Origin of the sequence: Micromonospora sp. NPDC003816 (assembly GCF_042874705.1) — a bacterium.
In the GTDB taxonomy this organism is placed as follows: domain Bacteria; phylum Actinomycetota; class Actinomycetes; order Mycobacteriales; family Micromonosporaceae; genus Micromonospora.
Genome location: NZ_JBIANP010000003.1, coordinates 525671 through 544871 on the forward strand (window position 1 = coordinate 525671; position 19201 = coordinate 544871).

The window sequence follows — 19201 nt, forward strand, 5'->3', positions numbered from 1 at the left end:
ACCCGGGTCGGCTCAGCCGGTCAGGCTGGCCACTCCCGGCGGCAGGAAACGCTGACCGGTGACCTGCTCACTGGTCCCGGTCCGGTCCAGGTACGGCGTGACGCCGCCCAGGTGGAACGGCCACCCGGCACCGAGGATCATGCACAGGTCGATGTCCTGCGCCTCGGCGACGACCCCCTCGTCCAGCATCAGCCGGATCTCCTGGGCCAGCGCGTCGAGCGCCTGCTGGCGTACCTGCTCCTCGGTGAGCGGCTGGTCGCCGACCACCAGCAGCTTCGCCACCTCGGCGTTGATCTCGTCGTCCACCACGATCGGCTGACCGGAGTCCGCGATCCGCTTCAGGTTCTCGCTGACCGTGAACCGGTCCGGGAAGGCCGCGTGCAGGGTGCCGCCGACGTGGTGGGCGACGGCCGGGCCGACGAGCTGGAGCAGTGCCAGCGGTCGCATCGGCAGGCCCAGCGGGTCCAGCGCGCGGTTCGCCACCTCCAGCGGGGTGCCCGCGTCCACGGCGGCGAAGACGGTGCCGAGGAAGCGGGTGAGCAGCCGGTTGACCACGAACGCCGGGGCGTCCTTCACCAGCACCGACGACTTCTTGAGCTGCTTGCCGACCGCGAAGGCGGTGGCCAGCGTGGCGTCGTCGGTCCGCTCGCCGCGGACGATCTCCAGCAGCGGCAGCACCGCGACCGGGTTGAAGAAGTGGAAGCCGACCACCCGCTCCGGGTGCTCCAGGTCCTCGGCCATCGCCGTGATCGACAGCGACGAGGTGTTCGTCGCCAGCACCGCCTCCGCCGGGACGATCTTCTCCAGCTCGGCCCAGACCTGCTTCTTGACGGAGAGGTCCTCGAAGACGGCCTCGATGACGAAGTCGGCGTCCGCGAACGCGCTCTTGTCGACCGTGCCGCTCACCAGGCCGTACAGCTTGGCGGCGGTGCCCTTGTCCATCCGGCCCTTGCTGACGGCCTTCTCGATCTGGGTGTGCACGTAGCCGACGCCCTTGTCCACCCGAGCCTGGTCGAGGTCGGTGAGCACCACCGGCACCTGGAGACGGCGGGCGAACAGCAGCGCCAACTGACCGGCCATCAGGCCCGCGCCGACGATGCCGACCTTGGTCACCGGACGGGCCAGCCCCTTGTCCGGCGCGCCGGCCGGTCGCTTGGCCCGCCGCTGCACCAGGTCGAAGGCGTACAGGCCGCTGCGCAACTCCTCGGAGAAGACCAGGTCGGCCAGGGCCTCGTCCTCGGCGGCGGTGCCGGTGGCGAAGTCGGCGTCCTTCGCCGTCTCCAGCAGGTCCAACGCCCGGTACGCGGACGGGACCGCGCCGTGCAGCCGCTGGTCCAGGGTCTGCCGGGCGAAGTAGAGCACGCCCGCCCACATGTCCTTGTCGACCTCGGGCCGGGTGACGGTCACCTCGCCGCGCACCACCCCGGCGGCCCACTCCAGCGACCGCTCCAGGAAGTCGGCCGGCTCCAGCAGCACGTCGGCGATGCCCAGCTCGGCGGCCTGCTTCGGCTTGAGCATCTTGTTCTGCATCAACGGGTTCTGGATGATCACCTGGGTGGCGGCCGGGATGCCGATCAGGTTCGGCAGGAGCTGGGTGCCGCCCCAACCCGGGATCAGGCCGAGGGACACCTCGGGCAGGGCCAGCGCCGCCGCGCCGCCGGAGAGCGTCCGGTAGTGGCAGTGCAGGGCCAGCTCCAGGCCGCCGCCCATCGCCGCCCCGTTGACGAAGGCGAAGGTCGGAACCGGGCTGTCCTTGAGCCGGGCGAAGACCCGGTGCCCCAGCCGGCCGATCTCCAGCGCCTGCGCCCGGTCCGCCAGCAGCGGCAGACTGGTGATGTCCGCGCCGACACAGAAGATGTACGGCTTGCCGGTCACCGCGATGAACGCCGGATCGGCCGCCAGCGCGGCGCTGACCGCCTCGTCCAGGCTGGTGAGGCCGCCCGGGCCGAAGGTGTTCGGCTTGGTGTGGTCGAATCCGTTGTCGAGGGTGATCAGGGCGGCCGGGCGGTCCAGCCCGGGCACGTTCACCTGACGCAGCAGCGCCCTGGTGACCACCTCGTTCGGTGCCGCAAGGCTCATTTGTCTCCACCCTCCCAGTGCGGGTTCTCCCAGATGACCGTGCCGCCCATGCCGATGCCGATGCACATCGCGGTGAGGCCGTAGCGGACCTCCGGGTGCTCGGCGAACTGCCGGGCGAGCTGGGTCATCAGCCGTACGCCGGAGGAGGCGAGCGGGTGCCCGATGGCGATCGCGCCGCCCCACTGGTTGACCCGGGGGTCGTCGTCGGCGATGCCGAAGTGGTCGAGGAAGGCGAGCACCTGCACGGCGAACGCCTCGTTCAGCTCGAACAGGCCGATGTCGTCGATGGTCAGGCCGGCGATGCGCAGCGCCTTCTCGGTCGACGGGATCGGACCCACGCCCATCACCTCGGGCTCGACGCCGACGAAGCCGTACGACACCAGCCGCATGGCGATCGGCAGGCCCAGCTCACGGGCGACGTCCTCGGCGACCAGCAGGCTGGCGGTCGCGCCGTCGTTCAGCCCGGCCGCGTTGCCCGCGGTCACCTTGCCGTGCGGGCGGAACGGGGTCTTGAGCGTGGCCAGCTTCTCCAGGGAGGTGTCCCGGGGCGCCTCGTCCACGGTCGCCAGGCCCCAGCCGGTCTCCGGATCGCGGACCGCCACCGACACCAGGTCGTCCTGCAACTTGCCGTCGGCGTACGCCTTCGCGGTCTTCTGCTGCGAGGCGAGGGCGAACGCGTCGGTGCGCTCCTTGGTGATGTGCGGGACCCGGTCGTGCAGGTTCTCCGCGGTGGAGCCCATCACCAGCGCGGACGGGTCGACCAGCTTCTCCGCGACGATGCGCGGGTTCGGGTCGACGCCCTCGCCCATCGGGTGGCGGCCCATGTGCTCGACACCGCCGGCGATCGCGACGTCGTACGCGCCCACGGCGATGCCGCTGGCGACGGTGGTCACCGCGGTCATCGCACCGGCGCACATCCGGTCGATGGCGAAGCCGGGCACCGTCTTGGGCAGGCCGGCCAGCAACGCGGCGGTACGGCCGATGGTCAGGCCCTGGTCACCGGTCTGGGTGGTGGCGGCGATGGCCACCTCCTCGACCCGTTCCGGGGGGAGCTGCGGGTTGCGGCGCAGCAGTTCGCGGATGCATCGGATCACCAGGTCGTCGGCGCGGGTGTTGGCGTACATCCCACCCGCCTTGCCGAACGGGGTGCGGACGCCGTCCACGAAGACGACATCCCGAACTTCACGGGGCACTTGAGCCTCCTAGCCAGCACTGGCGTTTCCCCCGAATGCTACTCGCCAGTAATAACCAGTGCCGCCGTCCCCACTGTGGCCCACCCCACACCCGTCCTCGCCCCCGCCCCCACCGCTCTCGCTGACGGCTCGCGCCCACCGCTCTCGTTGATCAAGAGGTTTGCGTCGGCGAACGGCCGCCCGCCGGACGCAAACCTCTTGATCAACCGCGGGTCAGGCGGGTGGGGTGGGGGTGGCGGGGGAGGCGGGGGGTGGGGGTGGGGCGGTCAGGGCTTCGGCCAGGTCGGGGAGGAGGAGGTCGATCTGCCAGTCCCGGGCGTGGTGGCTGCGGAGCGCCTCGGCGACGGTGTGTTCGGTGATCTCCTCGGGAGGCTGCCAGGCGACGCGGCGGATGGTGTCCGGGGAGATCAGGTTCTCCGGCGGCAGATGGTGCGCGCCGGCCACCCGCAGCACCACCTCACGGGAACGGGCCAGCCGGGCGGCGGCGGCCGGGTCCCGTTCGGCCCACCGGTGCGGCGGTGGCGGGCCCTCCACCGTCGGCGTCACCGGCAACTCGTCGTCCGGCAACTGCCGGGCGTCGTCCAGCGCCGTCAGCCAGGTCCGCGCCAGCCGGCGTACCGACCGACCGCCGAAACCGGGCAGGGTGAGCAGCGTCTTCTCGTCCTTCGGGTCCAGCTCGGCGGCGGCCACGATGGCCGAGTCGGGCAGGACCCGCCCCGGTGCCGCATCCCGACGGGCGGCGATCTGGTCGCGGGCGTACCAGAGGGAGCGCACCCGGGCCTGCGCCCGCGCTCCGCGTACCCGGTGGATGCCGGAGGTGCGCCGCCACGGGTCGGCCCGGACCCGGGGTGGACGGTCCCCGCTGTTCACCAGCGCAGCGAACTCCTCGGCCGCCCACGCGGACTTGCCCTGCCGGGACAGTTCCGCGTCGAGCGCGTCCCGCAGGTCGGTCAGCAGCTCCACGTCCAGGGCGGCGTAGGTGAGCCAGGACTCCGGCAACGGCCGGCTGGACCAGTCCGCCGCCGAGTGATGCTTCTCCAGGCTGAACCCGAGCAACTGCTCGGTGAGCGCGGCCAGGCCGACCCGCTCGAACCCGGCCAGCCGGGCGGCCAGCTCGGTGTCGAACAGTCGGCGTGGTCGCAACCCCAGCTCGGCGAGGCAGGGCAGATCCTGGTTGGCCGCGTGCAGCACCCACTCCGTGTCGGCTATCGCCGCGTCGAGCGTGCTCAGGTCGGGTAGCGGCAACGGGTCGATCAGCACGGTGCCGGCGCCCTGGCGGCGCAACTGCACCAGGTACGCCCGTTGGCTGTAGCGGTAGCCGGAGGCGCGCTCGGCGTCCAGGGCCACCGGACCGGTGCCGGCCGCGAAACGGGCCACCACCTCGGTGAGTTGGTCCGGTGTCGCCACCGGTTCGGGAGTGCCCTCACGTGGGGCGGTCAACGGCACGGACTCGCCGCCAGTGGGTTCGGTCCCCGCGTCCGACGGCTCCGGCCGCGCCGACGGCTCGTGGTGCGTGTCGTTTCCCGTACGGCTTGCGGCGGTCCGACGGCGCAGGGGTGGTTCGTCGGTCACCTGGCAACCCTAGTGCGCCAATGGATCGTGCGGCGCGCACCCGCCCCGCCGCGTGTCGGCGGTTCGCCGCCCGGGTGCCGTACCGGCCCCGTCAACCGGCGGCCGCGGCGCGCCGCTCGGGCAGCGCGGTGACGCCCGGCGGCGGCAGACCCGCCGTCGAGGCGAGCAGCGTGCACCAGGCGTACAGGTGCGGGGTGAGCTCGATGCCGGTCGGGGTCCACGACGCGCGGATCTCGATGTCACAGGCGGCCGGCGGACCCGCCAGGTCGCCGAACCGGTTCGACGCCGTCTGGGTGATCGTGCCGCCGATCGCCCGGTGCCCGGCGTCGTGCGTCTCCAGCGCGTCGGTGAGCCAGGTCCAGGCCACCCCGGGCAGCAGCGGGTCGGTGGCCAGGTCGACCTCCAGCTCGGCGCTCACGTAGGTGACCAGTCGCAGGGTGCCCTGCCACCCCTCGTGGCCGGCGGGGTCGTGCAGCAGGATCAGCCGGGCGGTGGCCACCTCGTCACCGTCGCGCAGCACCGCCGCGGAGAGGGCGAAGGAGTACGGCGCCAGCCGCTGCGGCGCGCCGACCTCCTCCAGCACGATCTCCGGTCGAGGCGCCGACACCCGGAGCCCGGTGACCGCGCGGGCGAAGGTGTCCGGGAGCGCGATCTGGGCGGCCATGTTCGCAGCCTAAGCCGCCGCCCGGTTCCCGGCCCGGATGGCGCGCCGACGATCTCCCCACACGGGCGCGCTCCGCCCGCTTCTGTGTTAGCAGGGGTCCCCTGCTCTACCGCAGGCGTTAGCAGGGGGCCCTTCCTTGCACGCCCGCTACGTCACAAAGCCGGCGGTGGGCGCGGGGTGGGGATCGGCCGCGTGGCACGATGGCCGCGATGGCCACCGAGACCACGGGCGACGCCGCCCGAGACGACGCAACCCGCCCCGACGGGCCGGCCGACTCGCCCTTCGTACGGGCGTGCCGCCGCCGGTCCGTCCCACACACCCCGGTCTGGTTCATGCGCCAGGCCGGCCGCTCGCTGCCGGAGTACCGCCAGATCCGGGCCAACGTGGCGATGCTGGAGTCCTGCCGCCGCCCCGAGCTGGTCACCGAGATCACCCTCCAGCCGGTACGCCGGCACCATGTGGACGCGGCGATCCTCTTCAGCGACATCGTGGTGCCGGTCGCCGCCGCCGGGGTCGACCTGGACATCGTGCCCGGGACCGGCCCGGTGGTGGCCGAACCGGTCCGCACCGCCGCCGACGTCGCGCGGATCCGACCCATCGACCGCAGCGACGTCGGGTACGTCGACGAGGCGGTCCGGATACTGGTCAAGGAGTTGGGCGACACGCCGCTGATCGGCTTCGCCGGTGCCCCCTTCACGCTCGCCAGCTACCTGGTCGAGGGCGGGCCGTCGCGGACCCACGCCAAGACCAAGGCCCTGATGTACGGCGAGCCGGAGCTGTGGCACGCACTGGCCGGCCGGCTGGCCGAGGTGACGTTGGCCTTCCTGCGCGTACAGATCGAGGCCGGGGTCTCCGCCGTGCAGCTCTTCGACTCCTGGGCCGGCGCGCTCTCCGAGGCCGACTACCGTCGCTTCGTGCTGCCCCACTCGACGGCCGTGCTCAGCGGGCTGGCCGACTCGGGTGTGCCCCGGATCCACTTCGGGGTGGGCACCGCCGAGCTGCTCGGCGCGATGGGCGAGGCCGGTGCCGACGTGGTCGGCGTGGACTGGCGTACGCCGCTGGACGTCGCGACCGGCCGGATCGGGCCGGACAAGGCCGTGCAGGGCAACCTCGACCCGTGCCTGCTGTTCGCCCCGTGGCCGGTGATCGAGGCCGAGGTGCGGCGGATCCTCGACGAGGGCCGGGCCACCCCCGGGCACGTGTTCAACCTCGGCCACGGCGTCCTGCCGGAGACCGATCCGGAGGTGTTGACCCGGGTGGTCGCGCTGGTCCACGAGCTCTCCGCCCGGGACTGACCGCCATGGCGACGCGGTGGCGGGTGGCGGTGGTCGGCGGCGGCATCACCGGCCTGGCCGCCGCGCTGCGGTTGCGCGACCGGGCCCCCGAGGGCACCGAGATCACCGTGTACGAGCAGTCCGGCGCGCTCGGTGGCAAGCTGCGCACCGGCGAGCTGGCCGGCGGGCCGGTGGAGTTCGGCGCCGAGTCGTTCCTGATGCGTGACCCGGCCGGCGGTGAGTCGGCCGCGGTGACCCTGGTTCGCCGACTCGGGCTGGCCGACCGGATCGTGCACCCGACCGTCGGGCAGGCCGCCCTCGCCGTCGACGGCGGGCTGCGCCCGATCCCGGGCGGGACGCTGGTGGGCGTACCCGGGGATCTGGCGAAGGTGACGGCGGTGGCCCGGCCGACGCCGGAGGCCGACCGGGACGGCGGTCGGCCGCTGCTCGGCCCGGACGAGGACGTCGCCGTCGGCGCGCTGGTCCGCGCCCGCTTCGGCGACGAGGTGGTCGACCGGCTGGTCGACCCGATGCTCGGTGGCGTGTACGCCGGCCGCGCCGACGACCTCTCACTGGCCACCACCATGCCGGCGCTGGCCCGGGCGGCCCGGACGGAGCACACGCTGCTCGGTGCGGTACGCGCGGCGCAGGCCGCCACCCCCCGCGCCCCCGGCGAGCCGGTCTTCGGCACCCTGGCCGGCGGACTGGGCACCCTGGTCGACGCCGCCGCGACGGCCGGCGGGGCGACAGTCCGGCGCGATGCGGCGGTCCGCGAACTGGCCCCGGTCGGCTCCGGCTGGCGGCTCACCGTCGGCCCCACCCGCGACCCGGAGCACGTCGAGGTCGACGCGGTGGTGCTGGCCGTACCGGCCCGCCCGGCGGCCCGCCTGCTCGCCGAGCCGGCCGCCGAGGTGGCGGCGCGGATCGGCGAGTTGGACTACGCCAGCGTCGCCCTGGTCACCCTGGCCCTGCCGGAGCCGGCGCTGCCGGCGCTCTCCGGCTTCCTGGTGCCCGGCACCGAGGGCCTGCTGATCAAGGCGTCCACCTTCTTCACCACCAAGTGGGGACACCTGCGCCGGTCCGACGGGCTGGCCCTGGTCCGCGCCTCGGTCGGCCGCTACCGCGACGAGGCCCAGCTCCAGCGCCCCGACCAGGACCTCGCCGCCACCGTGCACCGGGAGCTGTCGGGGGTGCTCGACACGCCACTGCCCGCCCCGGTGGACGGGCACGTGCAGCGGTGGGGCGGCGCGTTGCCGCAGTACACCCCCGGTCATCTCGACCGGGTGGCCGCCGCGCGGGCCGCGCTGCGGGCGACACGTCCGACGCTGGCGCTGGCCGGTGCGGGCTACGACGGGGTCGGCATTCCGGTCTGCGTCCGCTCCGGCGAGACGGCGGCCGAAGAGATCATCACAGCACTGGAGGGATCGGGCAGATGACCGAGCAGAGCAACGCGGCCCGGCTGCGGGAACTCAACGACACCATCCGCTACACGATGTGGTCGGTGTTCCGGGCCAGCGCGCCGCTGCCGTCACTGCGCGACAACGTGACCGGCGAGGTCGAGTCGCTGATCGAGGAGTTGGCCGGCAAGGACGTCGTGGTGCGCGGCACGTACGACGTCTCCGGCCTGCGCGCCGACGCGGACCTGATGATCTGGTGGCACTCCTCGTCCAGCGACGACCTCCAGGACGCGTACCTGCGACTGCGGCGGACCGCCCTGGGGCGGGCGCTGACCCCGGTCTGGTCACAGATGGCGCTGCACCGACCGGCCGAGTTCAACAAGAGTCACATCCCGGCCTTCCTGGCCGGCGAGGAGGCCCGCGCCTACCTCTGCGTCTACCCGTTCGTGCGCTCGTACGACTGGTACCTGCTGCCCGACGCCGAGCGGCGTGAGCTGCTCGCCGAGCACGGCAAGATGGCCCGGGGCTACCCGGACGTCCGCGCCAACACGGTCGCCTCGTTCGCGCTCGGCGACTACGAGTGGATGCTGGCCTTCGAGGCGGACGAACTGCACCGCATCGTCGACCTGATGCGTGACCTGCGCGGCTCGCGGGCACGGCTGCACGTCCGCGAGGAGGTGCCGTTCTACACCGGTCGCCGCCGCCCGATCGCCGACATCGTCTCCGCACTCGCGTGATACGCCGGCCGAGGTGTAAGGAAGGGCCCCGTGCTAACGCCTCGTGCATAGCAGGGGACCCCTGCTAACACCATCGCGTAGCGCACGGCACCAACGCCCGGCGGACGCCGGCATCGCGCAGCGCAGGCCGGCATCGCCCGGCGTGCGGCGGCATCGGCCGACGCGACGAGCCGGCCGGGGCCGCGCCCGAGGGAGTAGGCGCGGCCCCGTCCGGGGTCAGGTGGTCGCCGTGCAGGTCAGCGTCGGTGCGCTCGACCCGCTGCCGGAGGCCAGGAAGCCGAAGGTGGTGCTGGCTCCGGCTCCGAGGCCGCCGTTGTAGCTGACGTTCTGGGCGGTCACCGTCGAACCGCTGGAACTGAGGGTGGCGTTCCACGCCTGGCTGACCTGCTGGCCGCTGGCGTACGTCCAGGTCACCCGCCAACTCCGGATGGCCGCGCTGCCCGCGGTCACCTGCACCTCACCCTGGAAACCACCGGACCAGGTCGAGGTCACCCGGTACGTCGCCGCGCAGGCACCCGCCACCGGCGGTGCGGTGGTCGTCGGCGGCGTGGTGGGCGGGTCGAAGGTCGGCGTCGGCGTCGGCGAGGCCGGCGGGGTGGTCGGGGGAGGCGTGGTGCCGCCACCGAACTGCACGTCGCTGCAGATGTAGTACGACTGGTCCGTGTGGCTGGCCTGCCAGACGGTGAACAGCACGTGCCGTCCGCTGCGACCCGGCGCGTTCACCGGGATCTCGGTGGACACCCCGTCGACCTCGCGCTGCCACTGCGAGGCCGGAGTGTTACCGATCTGGCCGACCAGTTCCAGGTCCGACCAGGCAAGGGGCTTGGTCAGTACGTCGTAGCCCTGCCGGGAGGCGTACACCCGGATGTAGTCGGCACCGTGGCTGGCCTGGTCGAAGAACTTGAGCCGGAAGCTGTTGGCCACCGAGGTGGTCCGCCAGGCGCCGACGGCGTCCAACGCGTTGTAGCGCCCGCTCTCGGTACGGCCACCGGAGCAGAGCTGGCCGTTCGGGATGGCGCCCTGGTGGTTGCCGGCCACCCCCTCGCGGAACAGGCCGTTCCAGTTCCACATGGCGTTCGGGTTGGCCTGCCAGGCCTGCCAGCACATCGGGTCCTCGGTGGCCATCCGCGGGTTCTGGAAGTCACCGCCCCAGCGCTGCCAGCAGCCGTAGTTGCGGGAGATCGGGTTGGCCACCGAACCGTGCGCGGACACCGGAGCGACAAGCGCTGTGGAGAGCAGCAGCATGGCACCGGCCGCCACACCCAACAGCGACAGTGCCCGTGATTTTCGAACTAGCTTGGACATGGAGCCCCCAGGGGGAGTCGTCGGATCGCGACATCGCCCGGATCGCACGGGAGTTGCCTCTCCCGGCCTGATCACGTTGCCCTGGCTTCGCCCGAAGAATGGCACACACCATCGCCACTGGTCAATTCGATGGTGGGCTGGGCGGGACTGCCCGGCTGCTCAGGCCACGCGGCGCATCGGGGTGTGCGAGATGCCGTCCTCGACGTACTCGGGCCCGCTGGCCGTGAAGCCGTACCTGGCGTAGAGCGCCACCAGGTGCGACTGGGCGTCCAGCACGCAGGGACGGTCACCGATCCGGGCCAGCGCCTCCGTCATCAGCCGCCCGGCGTGCCCGCCGCCGCGCGCCGCCGGGGCCACCACCACCCGTCCGATCCTGGCGACGCCGTCCGGGTCGGCCAGGATCCGCAGGTACGCGACGGGTGCGCCGCCGTGGGCCAGCCAGAGGTGCCAGGTGCCCGGTTCGACGTCCCGTCCGTCGAGTTCCGGGTACGGGCACTGCTGCTCGACCACGAACACGTCGGCGCGCAGGCGTACCAGGTCGTGAAAGGTCCGGGCGTCCAGGTCGGTGAAGCGCGCGACCCGCAGTTCGGTGCTCGACACCCGGCCAGGTTAGGCCGTGCCCGGTCGCGTGAAAGGAGGGGTCCCTTGCTAACGCCTCGTGCATAGCAGGGGACCCCTGCTAACGCGTGGGCCCGGCGGCGCCAGCGTGCGCGGCGGCGCCAGCGTGCGCGGCGGCGCCAGCGTGCGCGGCGGCGCTAGTGCGGTGCGGCGCTGGTGCGCGCGGGGCGGCGTTCAGCAGGGAAGCCGTCGCGCGGTGGGTCAGGCGGGGCGGGCGCCGACGGCGTCGCGGATCTCGGCACCCTGCTCCGTCTCCACCGCCCGTGCGCAGTGCCCGCAGCAGAAGAAGCGGCCGGAGACCTCCACGCCGTGTCCGAGGATCTTGACGCCGCAGTGTTCGCAGATGGGGGCCAGCTTGTGGCTGGCGCACTCGAAGCTGTCGAACGTGTGCACGTCACCGCTGACCGTGCGCACCTCGAACGCCAGCCAGTAGTCGTTACCGCAGACCTCACAGGTGGCCACGACGGATCCCTCCAGTTAGAGCCTTTTGTGCAAGTTTGCCCTGATCTCAGCTTGGTGCGACGCGAAATCGCACTGACTCGTCCGGTTCGCTCTGCGTGTCGCCGACGCGCGTCGGTTGCCGTGTGTCATCGGCCGTAGCGTGCTTTGGTCCCAGCGTGTCGGCCACGGCGCGAGGCGTCCGGCCGGGCGCGGGCGGTCCGGTGGGCCGACGTCGGGCGGGCGCTGGCGTGCTGATGATCGTGAGGCGGGAGGAAGTGTGGGCGGACCTGGATCGACGCGCGGGCGCGACCTGAGGGGCCTCGGATGCGCGCACCGTGCGTTTTATCGATAGCGGTCTTTACTGTTAACAAGGTTTAAATTATGTTGGTGGCACCTCACCAGGCAACATGCCGAAAGGGAGTGCCGCCATGCGTCGAAGAATCACCCTCCCGCTCGTCGCCGCCGGGGCCATGGTCTCCACCCTGGCCGTCGCGACCCCGGCCCAGGCCCACGGCTACGTCTCGTCGCCGCCGAGCCGCCAGGCGCTCTGCGCCCAGAACCGCGTACCGGACTGCGGCCAGATCCGCTGGGAGCCGCAGAGCGTGGAAGGCCCCAAGGGGCTCCGCACCTGCCACGCCAACATCTCCCATTTCGCCGTCCTCAACGACGACAACCGGGGCTGGCCCGCCACCTCGGTCGGCACCACGGTGACCTTCACCTGGGTCAACACGGCGCAGCACGCCACCCGCGACTGGGAGTACTTCATCGGCAACACCCGGGTCGCGGTGTTCAGCGGCGGCAATCGCCAGCCGGGTCCGACCGTCTCGCACACCGTGAACCTGTCCGGCTACTCGGGCCGTCAGAAGCTGCTGGCCGTCTGGAACATCTCGGACACCGCCAACGCCTTCTACTCCTGCGTCGACCTCCAGATCGGCGGCGGCAGCGGCAACCCCACGCCGAGCCCGAGCCCGACCACCCCGCCGGCACCGTCGCCGACCCCGACGACCGGCCCGACCACCAACCCGCCGGCCGGGGGCACGTGGACCGCCGGCCGCGCCTACGCCGTGGGCGACCAGGTCACCTACGGCGGGCGCACGTACCGCTGCCGGCAGGCGCACACCGCCATCGCCGGATGGGAGCCGCCGAACGTACCGGCGCTGTGGACCCAGGTCTGACCAGCGTGAGGTGCGGTCGGGCTCGGCCCGCACCGCACCTCGCGCCGGCTCCCCACCCGGCGGTACGCGCCGCCGCGTCCCACCGGCGTGCCGTGCGGTCCGTCGCGTCGCATCGCTGGCCTGCCGCACTGCCCGCCCTGCTCGTCGTGCTGCTCGCCGCCGGATGCGGCGGCTCGTCCGTGCCGGCTGCGGACCAGGCGCCGAGCGGTACGCCGTCAGCGGTCGCCGCCCCGGCCACGCCCTCCGTCACGACCGAGATGACCGGCATCGACCTGCTGTTCCTGTCGATGATGGCCGGGCACACCGAGCAGACCCTGGAGATCGTCCGGCTGGTGCGGGACCGGCTGGTCGACGATGAGCTACGGACCCTGGTGGCCGCCATCGAGGTGACCGAAACCGACGAGCTGGCCGACGCGCGTGCCTGGCTGGCGCAGGCCGGTCGCACCGCGCGGGCCGACGATCACGCCGGGCACGGCACCGGCCCGGACCAGTTGGCCCGGCTCCGCGACGCCGCGCCCGGCCAGGTCGACGCGGTACTCGTCGAGGTGCTCGGCGCCCACCAACAGGCCGCCGCCGACCTGGCCCGGGCGCACCTCGCGGCCGGCACCGACGAGCGGGTACGCGACCTCGCCCAACGCGTCGCGCAGTCGCGTACCGCCCAGGTGGCGATGCTGACCGCGCGCCCGGCGGCCGACGGCTGACCCGGCACGACGCGGGCCGACGGCTGGTGCCGCCGGCCGGCCGGGGTCAGGCGGTGCTGGGGTCCAGGCGGATGGAGAGCGAGTTCACGCAGTGCCGGGTGTTCTTCGAGGTGAAGCCCTCGCCTCGGAAGACGTGCCCCAGGTGGCTGTCGCAGCGGGCGCAGCGGATCTCGACCCGCCGCATGCCGTGGCTGTCGTCCTCGATCTCGGTGATCGCGCCCGGGATGGCGTCGTCGAAGCTCGGCCAGCCGCAGTGCGAGTCGAACTTGGTGTCGCTCGGGTACAGCTCCGCGCCGCAGGCACGGCAGCGGTACATCCCCGGCGTCTTGGTGTCGACGTACTCTCCGGTCCATGCCGGTTCGGTGCCGGCCTCGCGCAGCACCCGGAACTCCTCGGGGCTGAGCCGGACCCGCCACTCGTCGTCGGTGCGGGGCAGTTCGCTGTCGGGAAGACTCACCGGACAACCGTACGTCGAAGGTCGGACCCATCGCATATGGTCGCGCCATGGCAGGTGCGAAGGCTGCGGCCGAGGAGATCGAGGTCGCCGGGCACACGGTACGGCTCTCCAGCCCGGATCGGGTGATCTTCCCGAAGCGCGGCTTCACCAAGGCCGACGTCTTCCACTACTACCGCAGCGTCGGCGACGGCATCATGCGGGCGCTGGGCGACCGCCCGACGACCCTGCAACGCTTCCCGGACGGCATCGAGGGCGAGATGTTCTTCCAGAAGCGGGTGCCGACGCGGGGTGTGCCGCCCTGGGTGCGTACTGCCGAGATCAGCTTCCCCAGCGGACGCAGGGCGGCGGAGCTGTGCCCGGCGGACCTCGCCCACGTGGCGTGGGCCGCGCAGATGGGCACCGTGGTGTTCCACCCCTGGCCGGTACGCGCCGCCGACGTCGACCGTCCCGACGAGCTGCGCGTCGACCTCGACCCGCAGCCCGGCACCGACTTCGCCCACGCGGCCACCGCCGCCGCCGAGCTGCGCGTGATCCTCGACGAGCTGGGGGTGCCGGGCTGGCCGAAGACGTCCGGCGGCCGGGGCGTGCACGTCTACCTGCGTATCCAGCCGCACTGGAGCTTCGTCGAGGTGCGCCGGGCCACCATCGCGCTGGCCCGGGAACTGGCCCGCCGCCGCCCCGAGCTGGTCACCACCGCGTGGTGGAAGGAGGAACGCGGCGAACGCGTCTTCGTCGACTACAACCAGATGGCCCGGGACCGCACGATCGCGTGCGCGTACTCGTTGCGGGCCAACGCCCGGGCCACCGTCTCCACCCCGGTCACCTGGGACGAGCTGCCCGACGTCGACCCCGACGACTTCGACCTGCGGACCGTGCCGCAGCGGTTGGCCGAGCGCGGCGACCCGCACGCCGGCATCGACGACGCCGCGTGGGACATCACCCCGCTGCTGGAGTGGGCCGAGCGGGACGCGGCAGCCGGCGAAGGCGACCTGCCGTACCCGCCGGACCACCCGAAGATGCCCGGCGAACCGAAGCGGGTCCAACCCTCCAAGGACCGCGACCGCCCCCGCTGACCCGTGCCGTGCCGCGCCACTGTCGACCCGGTGTGCTCGGCAAGGTCACGCTCGATCCTGGATCGAGTGGCTTTGGAGCGCGCGGACAACCACTCGATCCAGGATCGAGCGGGATCTTGAGCGGCTCGCGGGACCATCGGCCGAGGAGAGGGTCAGATACTGAGCTTCATGCCCTCGTGACTCGGGACGAAGCCGAGGCCGAGATAGAAACGGTGTGCGTCATGGCGGCTCTTGTCGCTGGTGAGCTGCACCAGCCCACAGCCACGCTGCCGGGCGCGGTCGATCGCCCAGGTCATCATCAGGCGGCCCACGCCCCGCCCGCGCCGGTCCGAGCGGATCCGCACCGCCTCGATCAACAGCCGCTCCGTGCCGTGCCGGCCGAGTCCCGGGATGTAGGTGAGCTGCATGCATCCCAGCACCTCACCGTCGGCCTCGGCGACGACGAGGTGGTTACGCGGATCGGCACCGATGTCGGCGAACGCCTTCTCGTAGACGGCGTCGACCTCCCCGACGTCACGGGTACGCCCCAACACGTCGTCGGCGAGGAGATCGAGGACGGCGGGTAGGTCGGCCCGGACCGCCTCCCGGAAGAACACGTCGCTCATCCCGCGAGCGTCCCACAGCGGCGCGAACCGATGCGCGGGGGAGCAGCGTCATCCGTCGTTCTGGCGGGTGACGCCCTGTATCACCGCGATCGGGGCGCCGGCGGGTCCGCACTCGACCGGCAGGGGCGGCAGGTGGCCCGGCGGCTCGTCCTCGGTGAGTGGGGCCTCGACGTATCCGCCGCCGCCCTCGACTCGATCACCTACGACGATCGGGCCGCCATCCGGCACGTGCACGCCGACACGTCCGTCGTCGAGAATCGTGGTTCCCGGTGGCCAGACGACCACCGCTCCGAGGCCTGCCTCGTCCCGCAGGATCAGGCAACCGCCGTCGCCCACGGCCACCCGACCGTGCACGATCGCGAGGAAGTCGTACGTGGCACCGGCGACCAGGGTGCGGTAACCGTCCCCGTCCAGAACCCGGCCCCTGTCGACCGTCGGCGAAGGTGCCGACGTCGTCGGGGCCCGTTGTCCCGACGAGGTGGCGGGTGCTTGTCCGCTGCTCGTCGGCGTCCGATGCGCACCGGCGCAGCCACTCAGCGCCAGTAGCAATCCCGTCGCGAGGACATCGATCCGTAGCACGGACCCATTAGACCCCTTATGCCCTCGTTACGCCTGGCGGCATGCCGGTTGACCTGCCGATATGGTCGATCGCCTGGTGCGCCGCGTCGGAGTTTGACCATGCTGCATGGCGTGAGTGGGGACCGGGGCTGATAGGCCCCATCCGGACCTTGGCGGGGACGTGCCCCCGAAGGGCGCTTTCGTACCAAGATCCAGTGGGGAGGAATGGCAAGATCCGCTCGGATCGCTAACGGGCGGGGCAGCGCTTGCCTTCGGCGGGCACCGTCAGGTCGATCAGGTACGCGTCGACGGCCTCGGTGATGCAGGGCGTCTGCGGGTACGCGGTGTGCCCCTCGCCCTCCCAGGTCAGTACGCGTCCGACGCCGAGCATCTCGGCCAGGGCCGGGGTCTGTTCGTAGGGCGTGGCCGGGTCGCCGGTGGTGCCGATGACCAGGATCGGCGGGGCACCTTCGGCGCGGCCGGTCGGGTAGGGGTCGCTGCCGCCGGGCCATTCGGTGCAGGAGATCAGGCCGGTGGCGAGCGCCGGACCGAACAGTGGGTACTGCGTACGCCACTCGGACTGCAACTGGCGGATTCGTTCCAGGCTGGGGCGTTCCTCGTCGTCGGCGCAGTTGATCGCGGTGTTGGCGTCGAAGAGGTTGGTGTAGCGGCCGTTGTCGTCGCGGTCGGTGTAGTTGTCGGCGAGCTGGAACACCGCGTCGGGGTTGCCCTTGTCCAGCTGGTCGATGGCGCGGGCGAGCTGCCGCCAGCCGGTCTCGTTGTAGAGCGACGAGATCACCGCGTAGAAGATCCAACCGGCGGTGGCCTCGCGGCCGTCGGCGGAGCGGACGGGGGAGGACCTGGCCTTGTCGATGGCGGAGACGACCGCGGCTCGGGCGTCGGGGGCGATCGGGCAGTTGCCGGCGTTGGCCGCGCACCACCGGCCGAAGTTGTCGAAGGCGCGCTCGAAGCCCTTGGCCTGGCTCTCCGAACCGGCGATCAGATTCTGCCGGGGGTCGACCGCGCCGTCGAGCACCAGCGCCCGCACCCGCTGCGGGAAGAGTTGGGCGTACGTGGCGCCGAGCAGCGTGCCGTAGGAGTATCCGAGGTAGGTCATCTTGTCGTCGCCGACGGCCGCGCGGATCGCGTCCATGTCCCGGGCGGTCTGCTCGGTGGAGTAGAGCTTGAGCTGGTCGCCGTACTTGTCGCCGCAGCTCTGGCCGATCCGCTTGGCCATGGTGACGTAGACGTCGAACTTCTCCTGGCTCTCCGGGTCGGGGTCGTAGCCGAAGACGCCGTCCAGGTCGGCGTCGGAGATGCACTCGACCGGGCTGGACCGGGCCACGCCGCGCGGGTCGAAGCCGATGATGTCGAAGCGTTGCAGGATGCTGTCGGGCAGGCCGCCGAACTGCTCGCCGAAGGAGAGGTAGACGGCGGTGTCCACGCCCGAGCCTCCCGGGCCGCCCGGGTTGATCAGCAGCGAGCCGATGCGGTTGCGCTGGTTGTCGGAACGGACCCGCAACAGGGCGATCTCGAAGGTCTCGTCGGCGCCGGGGCCGGTGGTGGCGCCGGTGCCGCCGGCCCAGTCGCGCGGCACCTGGATGCGGGCGCAGTCGTACCGGACGCCGGGAGCGCTGCGTCCGACCAGGTCGTCGGGGACCTCGGGGCAGGCCCGCCAGTCGGGTGCCGTGCCGGGTGGGGCGGCCGACCCTTGCGCCTCGACGTCGGCGCGCGGCGCGAAGGCCGGCAGCGTGCAGCCGGCGGTGACGACCATGGCGGCGGTCAGGCCGGCCAGGGTGAGCCGCAGGCGGCGGATCCGGTCGGAAGTACGGGTCACGAGCTGGGCCTCCGTGATCGGGTCGACGGCCGCGGGTCGGTCGGGTGCGGGTCAGTCGGACGCGGATCCCACCGGCACCGCCGGGTCACCCCGCAGGACCTGGTCCACGTCGAACCGCACCGGCCGGTCGAGTTGATCGTATCGGCAGGAACGCGGGTCGCGGTCGGGCCGCCAGCGGACGAACCGCGCGGTGTGCCGGAACCGGTCGCCCTCCATCGCGTCGTACGCCACCTCGACCACCAGCTCCGGGCGGACCGGCTCCCATTCCAGGTTCTTGGTGCCGGTCCACCGGCTGACCCCGCCCGGGATGCGCTGGCCCCGCTCGTGGTCGCCGTGCACCCACGGATGCTCGGCGCCGACGTCGCGATAGGGCGCCAACTCCTCCAGCAGCTCGGCCCGGCGGGCCATGGTGAACGAGGCGCTCACGCCGACGTGGTGCAGCAGGCCCTCGTCGTCGTAGAGCCCGAGCAGCAGCGAGCCCACCACCGGGCCGGACTTGTGCCACCGGAAGCCGGCCACCACCGCGTCGGCGGTGCGCGCGTGCTTGACCTTGAACATCAACCGCTTGCCCGGCGCGTACGGCAGGTCGGCCGGTTTGGCGATCAGCCCGTCCAACCCGGCGCCCTCGAACACGTCGAACCAGCGGCGGGCGGTGTCCGCGTCGGTGGTGACCTGGGTGACGTGCACCGGTGGCCGTACTGCGGCCAGCGCCTGCTCCAGTCGGGCGCGGCGGGTCGGGTAGGGCGCGTCGAGCAGGCTCTCGCCGTCCAGCGCCAGCAGGTCGAAGGCGACGAAGTCGGCCGGAGTGGTCTCGGCCAGCAGTGTCACCCGGGACGCCGCCGGGTGGATGCGCTGGGCCAGCAACTCGAAGTCGAGCCGGGGCTGCCCGCTCGGGCCGTCCCGGCGGATCACGATCAGCTCTCCGTCGACCGCGCAGCGCTCCGGCAGTTGCCGACGGGCCTGCTCCACCACCTCGGGGAAGTAGCGGGTCATCGTCTTGCCACCCCGGCTGGCCAGCTCCACCTCGTCGCCGTCGCGGAAGACGATGCAGCGGAATCCGTCCCACTTGGGCTCGTAGGTCATCCCGGTCGCGGTCGGGATCGACGCCACACTGCGGGCCAGCATCGGCTCCAGCGGCGGGTTGATCGGCAGGTCCACGGCGACCAGTCAACCAGACCACACCGACAACGGTGAGGCAGATCACCGCCGCGCCGTGGGCGCGGTGTCCGCCCGTACGCCCTGCCGCCCGGCCCGGGCGAATCAGGAAACCGCAGGTCAGAGCTACTTTCGCGGAGTGTCGGAGTGGGTGTGCGGGTGCTGCGGGCGGTGGCGGGTCAGCGTCGAGCTGATCCAGCGCCGGTACGTGTACCGGCTGGTCCAGCACTATCCGCAGCGCTTCGGTGGGGGCAAGAACGTCCTCGGCGAGGTGGGCTCGGTGCCGGAGCTGGCGGAGCTGCTGCGTCGGCGTACCCCGGTGAGCCTGGCGGACCTGCGCGAAGCCGCCTGATCCGCCCT

19 protein-coding genes are annotated in these 19201 nt (G+C 72.4%); 7 read left to right on the top strand and 12 right to left on the bottom strand.

Going from position 1 to position 19201, the window contains the following annotated elements:
- Positions 1 to 12: 12 nt before the first annotated feature.
- From ACFYTT_RS13280 to ACFYTT_RS13295, 4 genes are all read right to left on the bottom strand, one after another.
- A complete protein-coding gene (locus ACFYTT_RS13280) occupies positions 13 to 2079 on the bottom strand; it encodes a 3-hydroxyacyl-CoA dehydrogenase NAD-binding domain-containing protein (RefSeq protein ID WP_387259133.1) in 2067 nt (688 codons plus the stop codon).
- The gene (locus tag ACFYTT_RS13285; protein WP_176093079.1) at positions 2076 to 3272 is read right to left on the bottom strand and encodes an acetyl-CoA C-acyltransferase; all 1197 of its coding nucleotides are present in this window, start codon (positions 3270 to 3272) and stop codon (positions 2076 to 2078) included. The genes ACFYTT_RS13280 and ACFYTT_RS13285 overlap by 4 nt, the downstream gene beginning before the upstream one ends.
- Before the next feature lie 213 nt (positions 3273 to 3485).
- Complete coding sequence (locus tag ACFYTT_RS13290; protein ID WP_387259136.1) at positions 3486 to 4844, bottom strand: ribonuclease D; 1359 nt, start codon at positions 4842 to 4844, stop codon at positions 3486 to 3488.
- A 91-nt stretch (positions 4845 to 4935) separates the two neighbouring features.
- Complete coding sequence (locus ACFYTT_RS13295; RefSeq protein WP_176093081.1) at positions 4936 to 5508, bottom strand: DUF3000 domain-containing protein; 573 nt, start codon at positions 5506 to 5508, stop codon at positions 4936 to 4938.
- A gap of 209 nt (positions 5509 to 5717) precedes the next feature.
- Between ACFYTT_RS13295 and hemE the strand changes: the two genes are divergently transcribed.
- The 3 genes from hemE to hemQ are packed head-to-tail and all read left to right on the top strand — an operon-like array spanning position 5718 to position 8916.
- The gene (gene hemE / locus ACFYTT_RS13300) at positions 5718 to 6803 is read left to right on the top strand and encodes a uroporphyrinogen decarboxylase (protein ID WP_387259138.1); all 1086 of its coding nucleotides are present in this window, start codon (positions 5718 to 5720) and stop codon (positions 6801 to 6803) included.
- A 5-nt stretch (positions 6804 to 6808) separates the two neighbouring features.
- The gene (gene hemG, locus ACFYTT_RS13305; protein WP_387259141.1) at positions 6809 to 8218 is read left to right on the top strand and encodes a protoporphyrinogen oxidase; all 1410 of its coding nucleotides are present in this window, start codon (positions 6809 to 6811) and stop codon (positions 8216 to 8218) included.
- Positions 8215 to 8916, top strand: coding sequence for a hydrogen peroxide-dependent heme synthase (gene hemQ, locus ACFYTT_RS13310; RefSeq protein ID WP_131057853.1), 702 nt, complete (start codon positions 8215 to 8217; stop codon positions 8914 to 8916). Before hemG ends, hemQ begins: the two co-directional genes overlap by 4 nt.
- Positions 8917 to 9132: 216 nt before the next feature.
- Here hemQ and ACFYTT_RS13315 read toward each other — a convergent pair whose 3' ends face one another.
- The 3 genes from ACFYTT_RS13315 to ACFYTT_RS13325 all read right to left on the bottom strand — a co-directional run bounded on the left by ACFYTT_RS13315 (position 9133) and on the right by ACFYTT_RS13325 (position 11301).
- Entirely contained in the window at positions 9133 to 10221 is a 1089-nt protein-coding gene (locus ACFYTT_RS13315) for a lytic polysaccharide monooxygenase (RefSeq protein WP_131057246.1), read from the bottom strand.
- 159 nt (positions 10222 to 10380) lie between these two features.
- A complete protein-coding gene (locus tag ACFYTT_RS13320; RefSeq protein ID WP_357212340.1) occupies positions 10381 to 10821 on the bottom strand; it encodes a GNAT family N-acetyltransferase in 441 nt (146 codons plus the stop codon).
- A gap of 219 nt (positions 10822 to 11040) precedes the next feature.
- Positions 11041 to 11301: a Prokaryotic metallothionein gene (locus ACFYTT_RS13325; RefSeq protein WP_131057241.1), complete on the bottom strand. Its 261-nt coding sequence runs from the start codon at positions 11299 to 11301 to the stop codon at positions 11041 to 11043.
- A gap of 407 nt (positions 11302 to 11708) precedes the next feature.
- Here ACFYTT_RS13325 and ACFYTT_RS13330 point away from each other — a divergent pair, with 407 nt between their 5' ends.
- Together ACFYTT_RS13330 and ACFYTT_RS13335 are read left to right on the top strand one after the other, a co-directional pair.
- Positions 11709 to 12455, top strand: a complete 747-nt coding sequence (locus tag ACFYTT_RS13330) for a lytic polysaccharide monooxygenase (protein WP_131057239.1) — start codon at positions 11709 to 11711, stop codon at positions 12453 to 12455.
- A 92-nt stretch (positions 12456 to 12547) separates the two neighbouring features.
- Positions 12548 to 13156 carry a DUF305 domain-containing protein gene (locus ACFYTT_RS13335; RefSeq protein WP_387259146.1) on the top strand — a complete coding sequence of 203 codons (609 nt, stop codon included), beginning with the start codon at positions 12548 to 12550 and terminating at the stop codon, positions 13154 to 13156.
- A 46-nt stretch (positions 13157 to 13202) separates the two neighbouring features.
- Here the strand turns inward: ACFYTT_RS13335 and msrB are convergent, their stop codons facing one another.
- A complete protein-coding gene (gene msrB, locus ACFYTT_RS13340; protein WP_131052832.1) occupies positions 13203 to 13613 on the bottom strand; it encodes a peptide-methionine (R)-S-oxide reductase MsrB in 411 nt (136 codons plus the stop codon).
- A gap of 47 nt (positions 13614 to 13660) precedes the next feature.
- On the opposite strand from msrB, the gene ligD reads away from it, so the two are divergent.
- Entirely contained in the window at positions 13661 to 14686 is a 1026-nt protein-coding gene (gene ligD / locus ACFYTT_RS13345; RefSeq protein ID WP_131052831.1) for a non-homologous end-joining DNA ligase, read from the top strand.
- A gap of 152 nt (positions 14687 to 14838) precedes the next feature.
- On the opposite strand, the gene ACFYTT_RS13350 is transcribed toward ligD, so the two are convergent.
- The 4 genes from ACFYTT_RS13350 to ACFYTT_RS13365 all read right to left on the bottom strand — a co-directional run bounded on the left by ACFYTT_RS13350 (position 14839) and on the right by ACFYTT_RS13365 (position 18844).
- The gene (locus ACFYTT_RS13350; RefSeq protein WP_131052830.1) at positions 14839 to 15291 is read right to left on the bottom strand and encodes a GNAT family N-acetyltransferase; all 453 of its coding nucleotides are present in this window, start codon (positions 15289 to 15291) and stop codon (positions 14839 to 14841) included.
- A 48-nt stretch (positions 15292 to 15339) separates the two neighbouring features.
- Entirely contained in the window at positions 15340 to 15870 is a 531-nt protein-coding gene (locus tag ACFYTT_RS13355; RefSeq protein ID WP_387259149.1) for a hypothetical protein, read from the bottom strand.
- 226 nt (positions 15871 to 16096) lie between these two features.
- On the bottom strand, positions 16097 to 17623 hold the full coding sequence (locus ACFYTT_RS13360; protein WP_387259759.1) for an alpha/beta hydrolase: 1527 nt from the start codon (positions 17621 to 17623) through the stop codon (positions 16097 to 16099).
- Between the two features lie 114 nt (positions 17624 to 17737).
- Positions 17738 to 18844: an ATP-dependent DNA ligase gene (locus ACFYTT_RS13365; protein ID WP_387259152.1), complete on the bottom strand. Its 1107-nt coding sequence runs from the start codon at positions 18842 to 18844 to the stop codon at positions 17738 to 17740.
- A gap of 136 nt (positions 18845 to 18980) precedes the next feature.
- Between ACFYTT_RS13365 and ACFYTT_RS13370 the strand changes: the two genes are divergently transcribed.
- Complete coding sequence (locus tag ACFYTT_RS13370) at positions 18981 to 19193, top strand: hypothetical protein (protein WP_131052828.1); 213 nt, start codon at positions 18981 to 18983, stop codon at positions 19191 to 19193.
- The last annotated feature ends 8 nt before the right edge of the window (positions 19194 to 19201 follow it).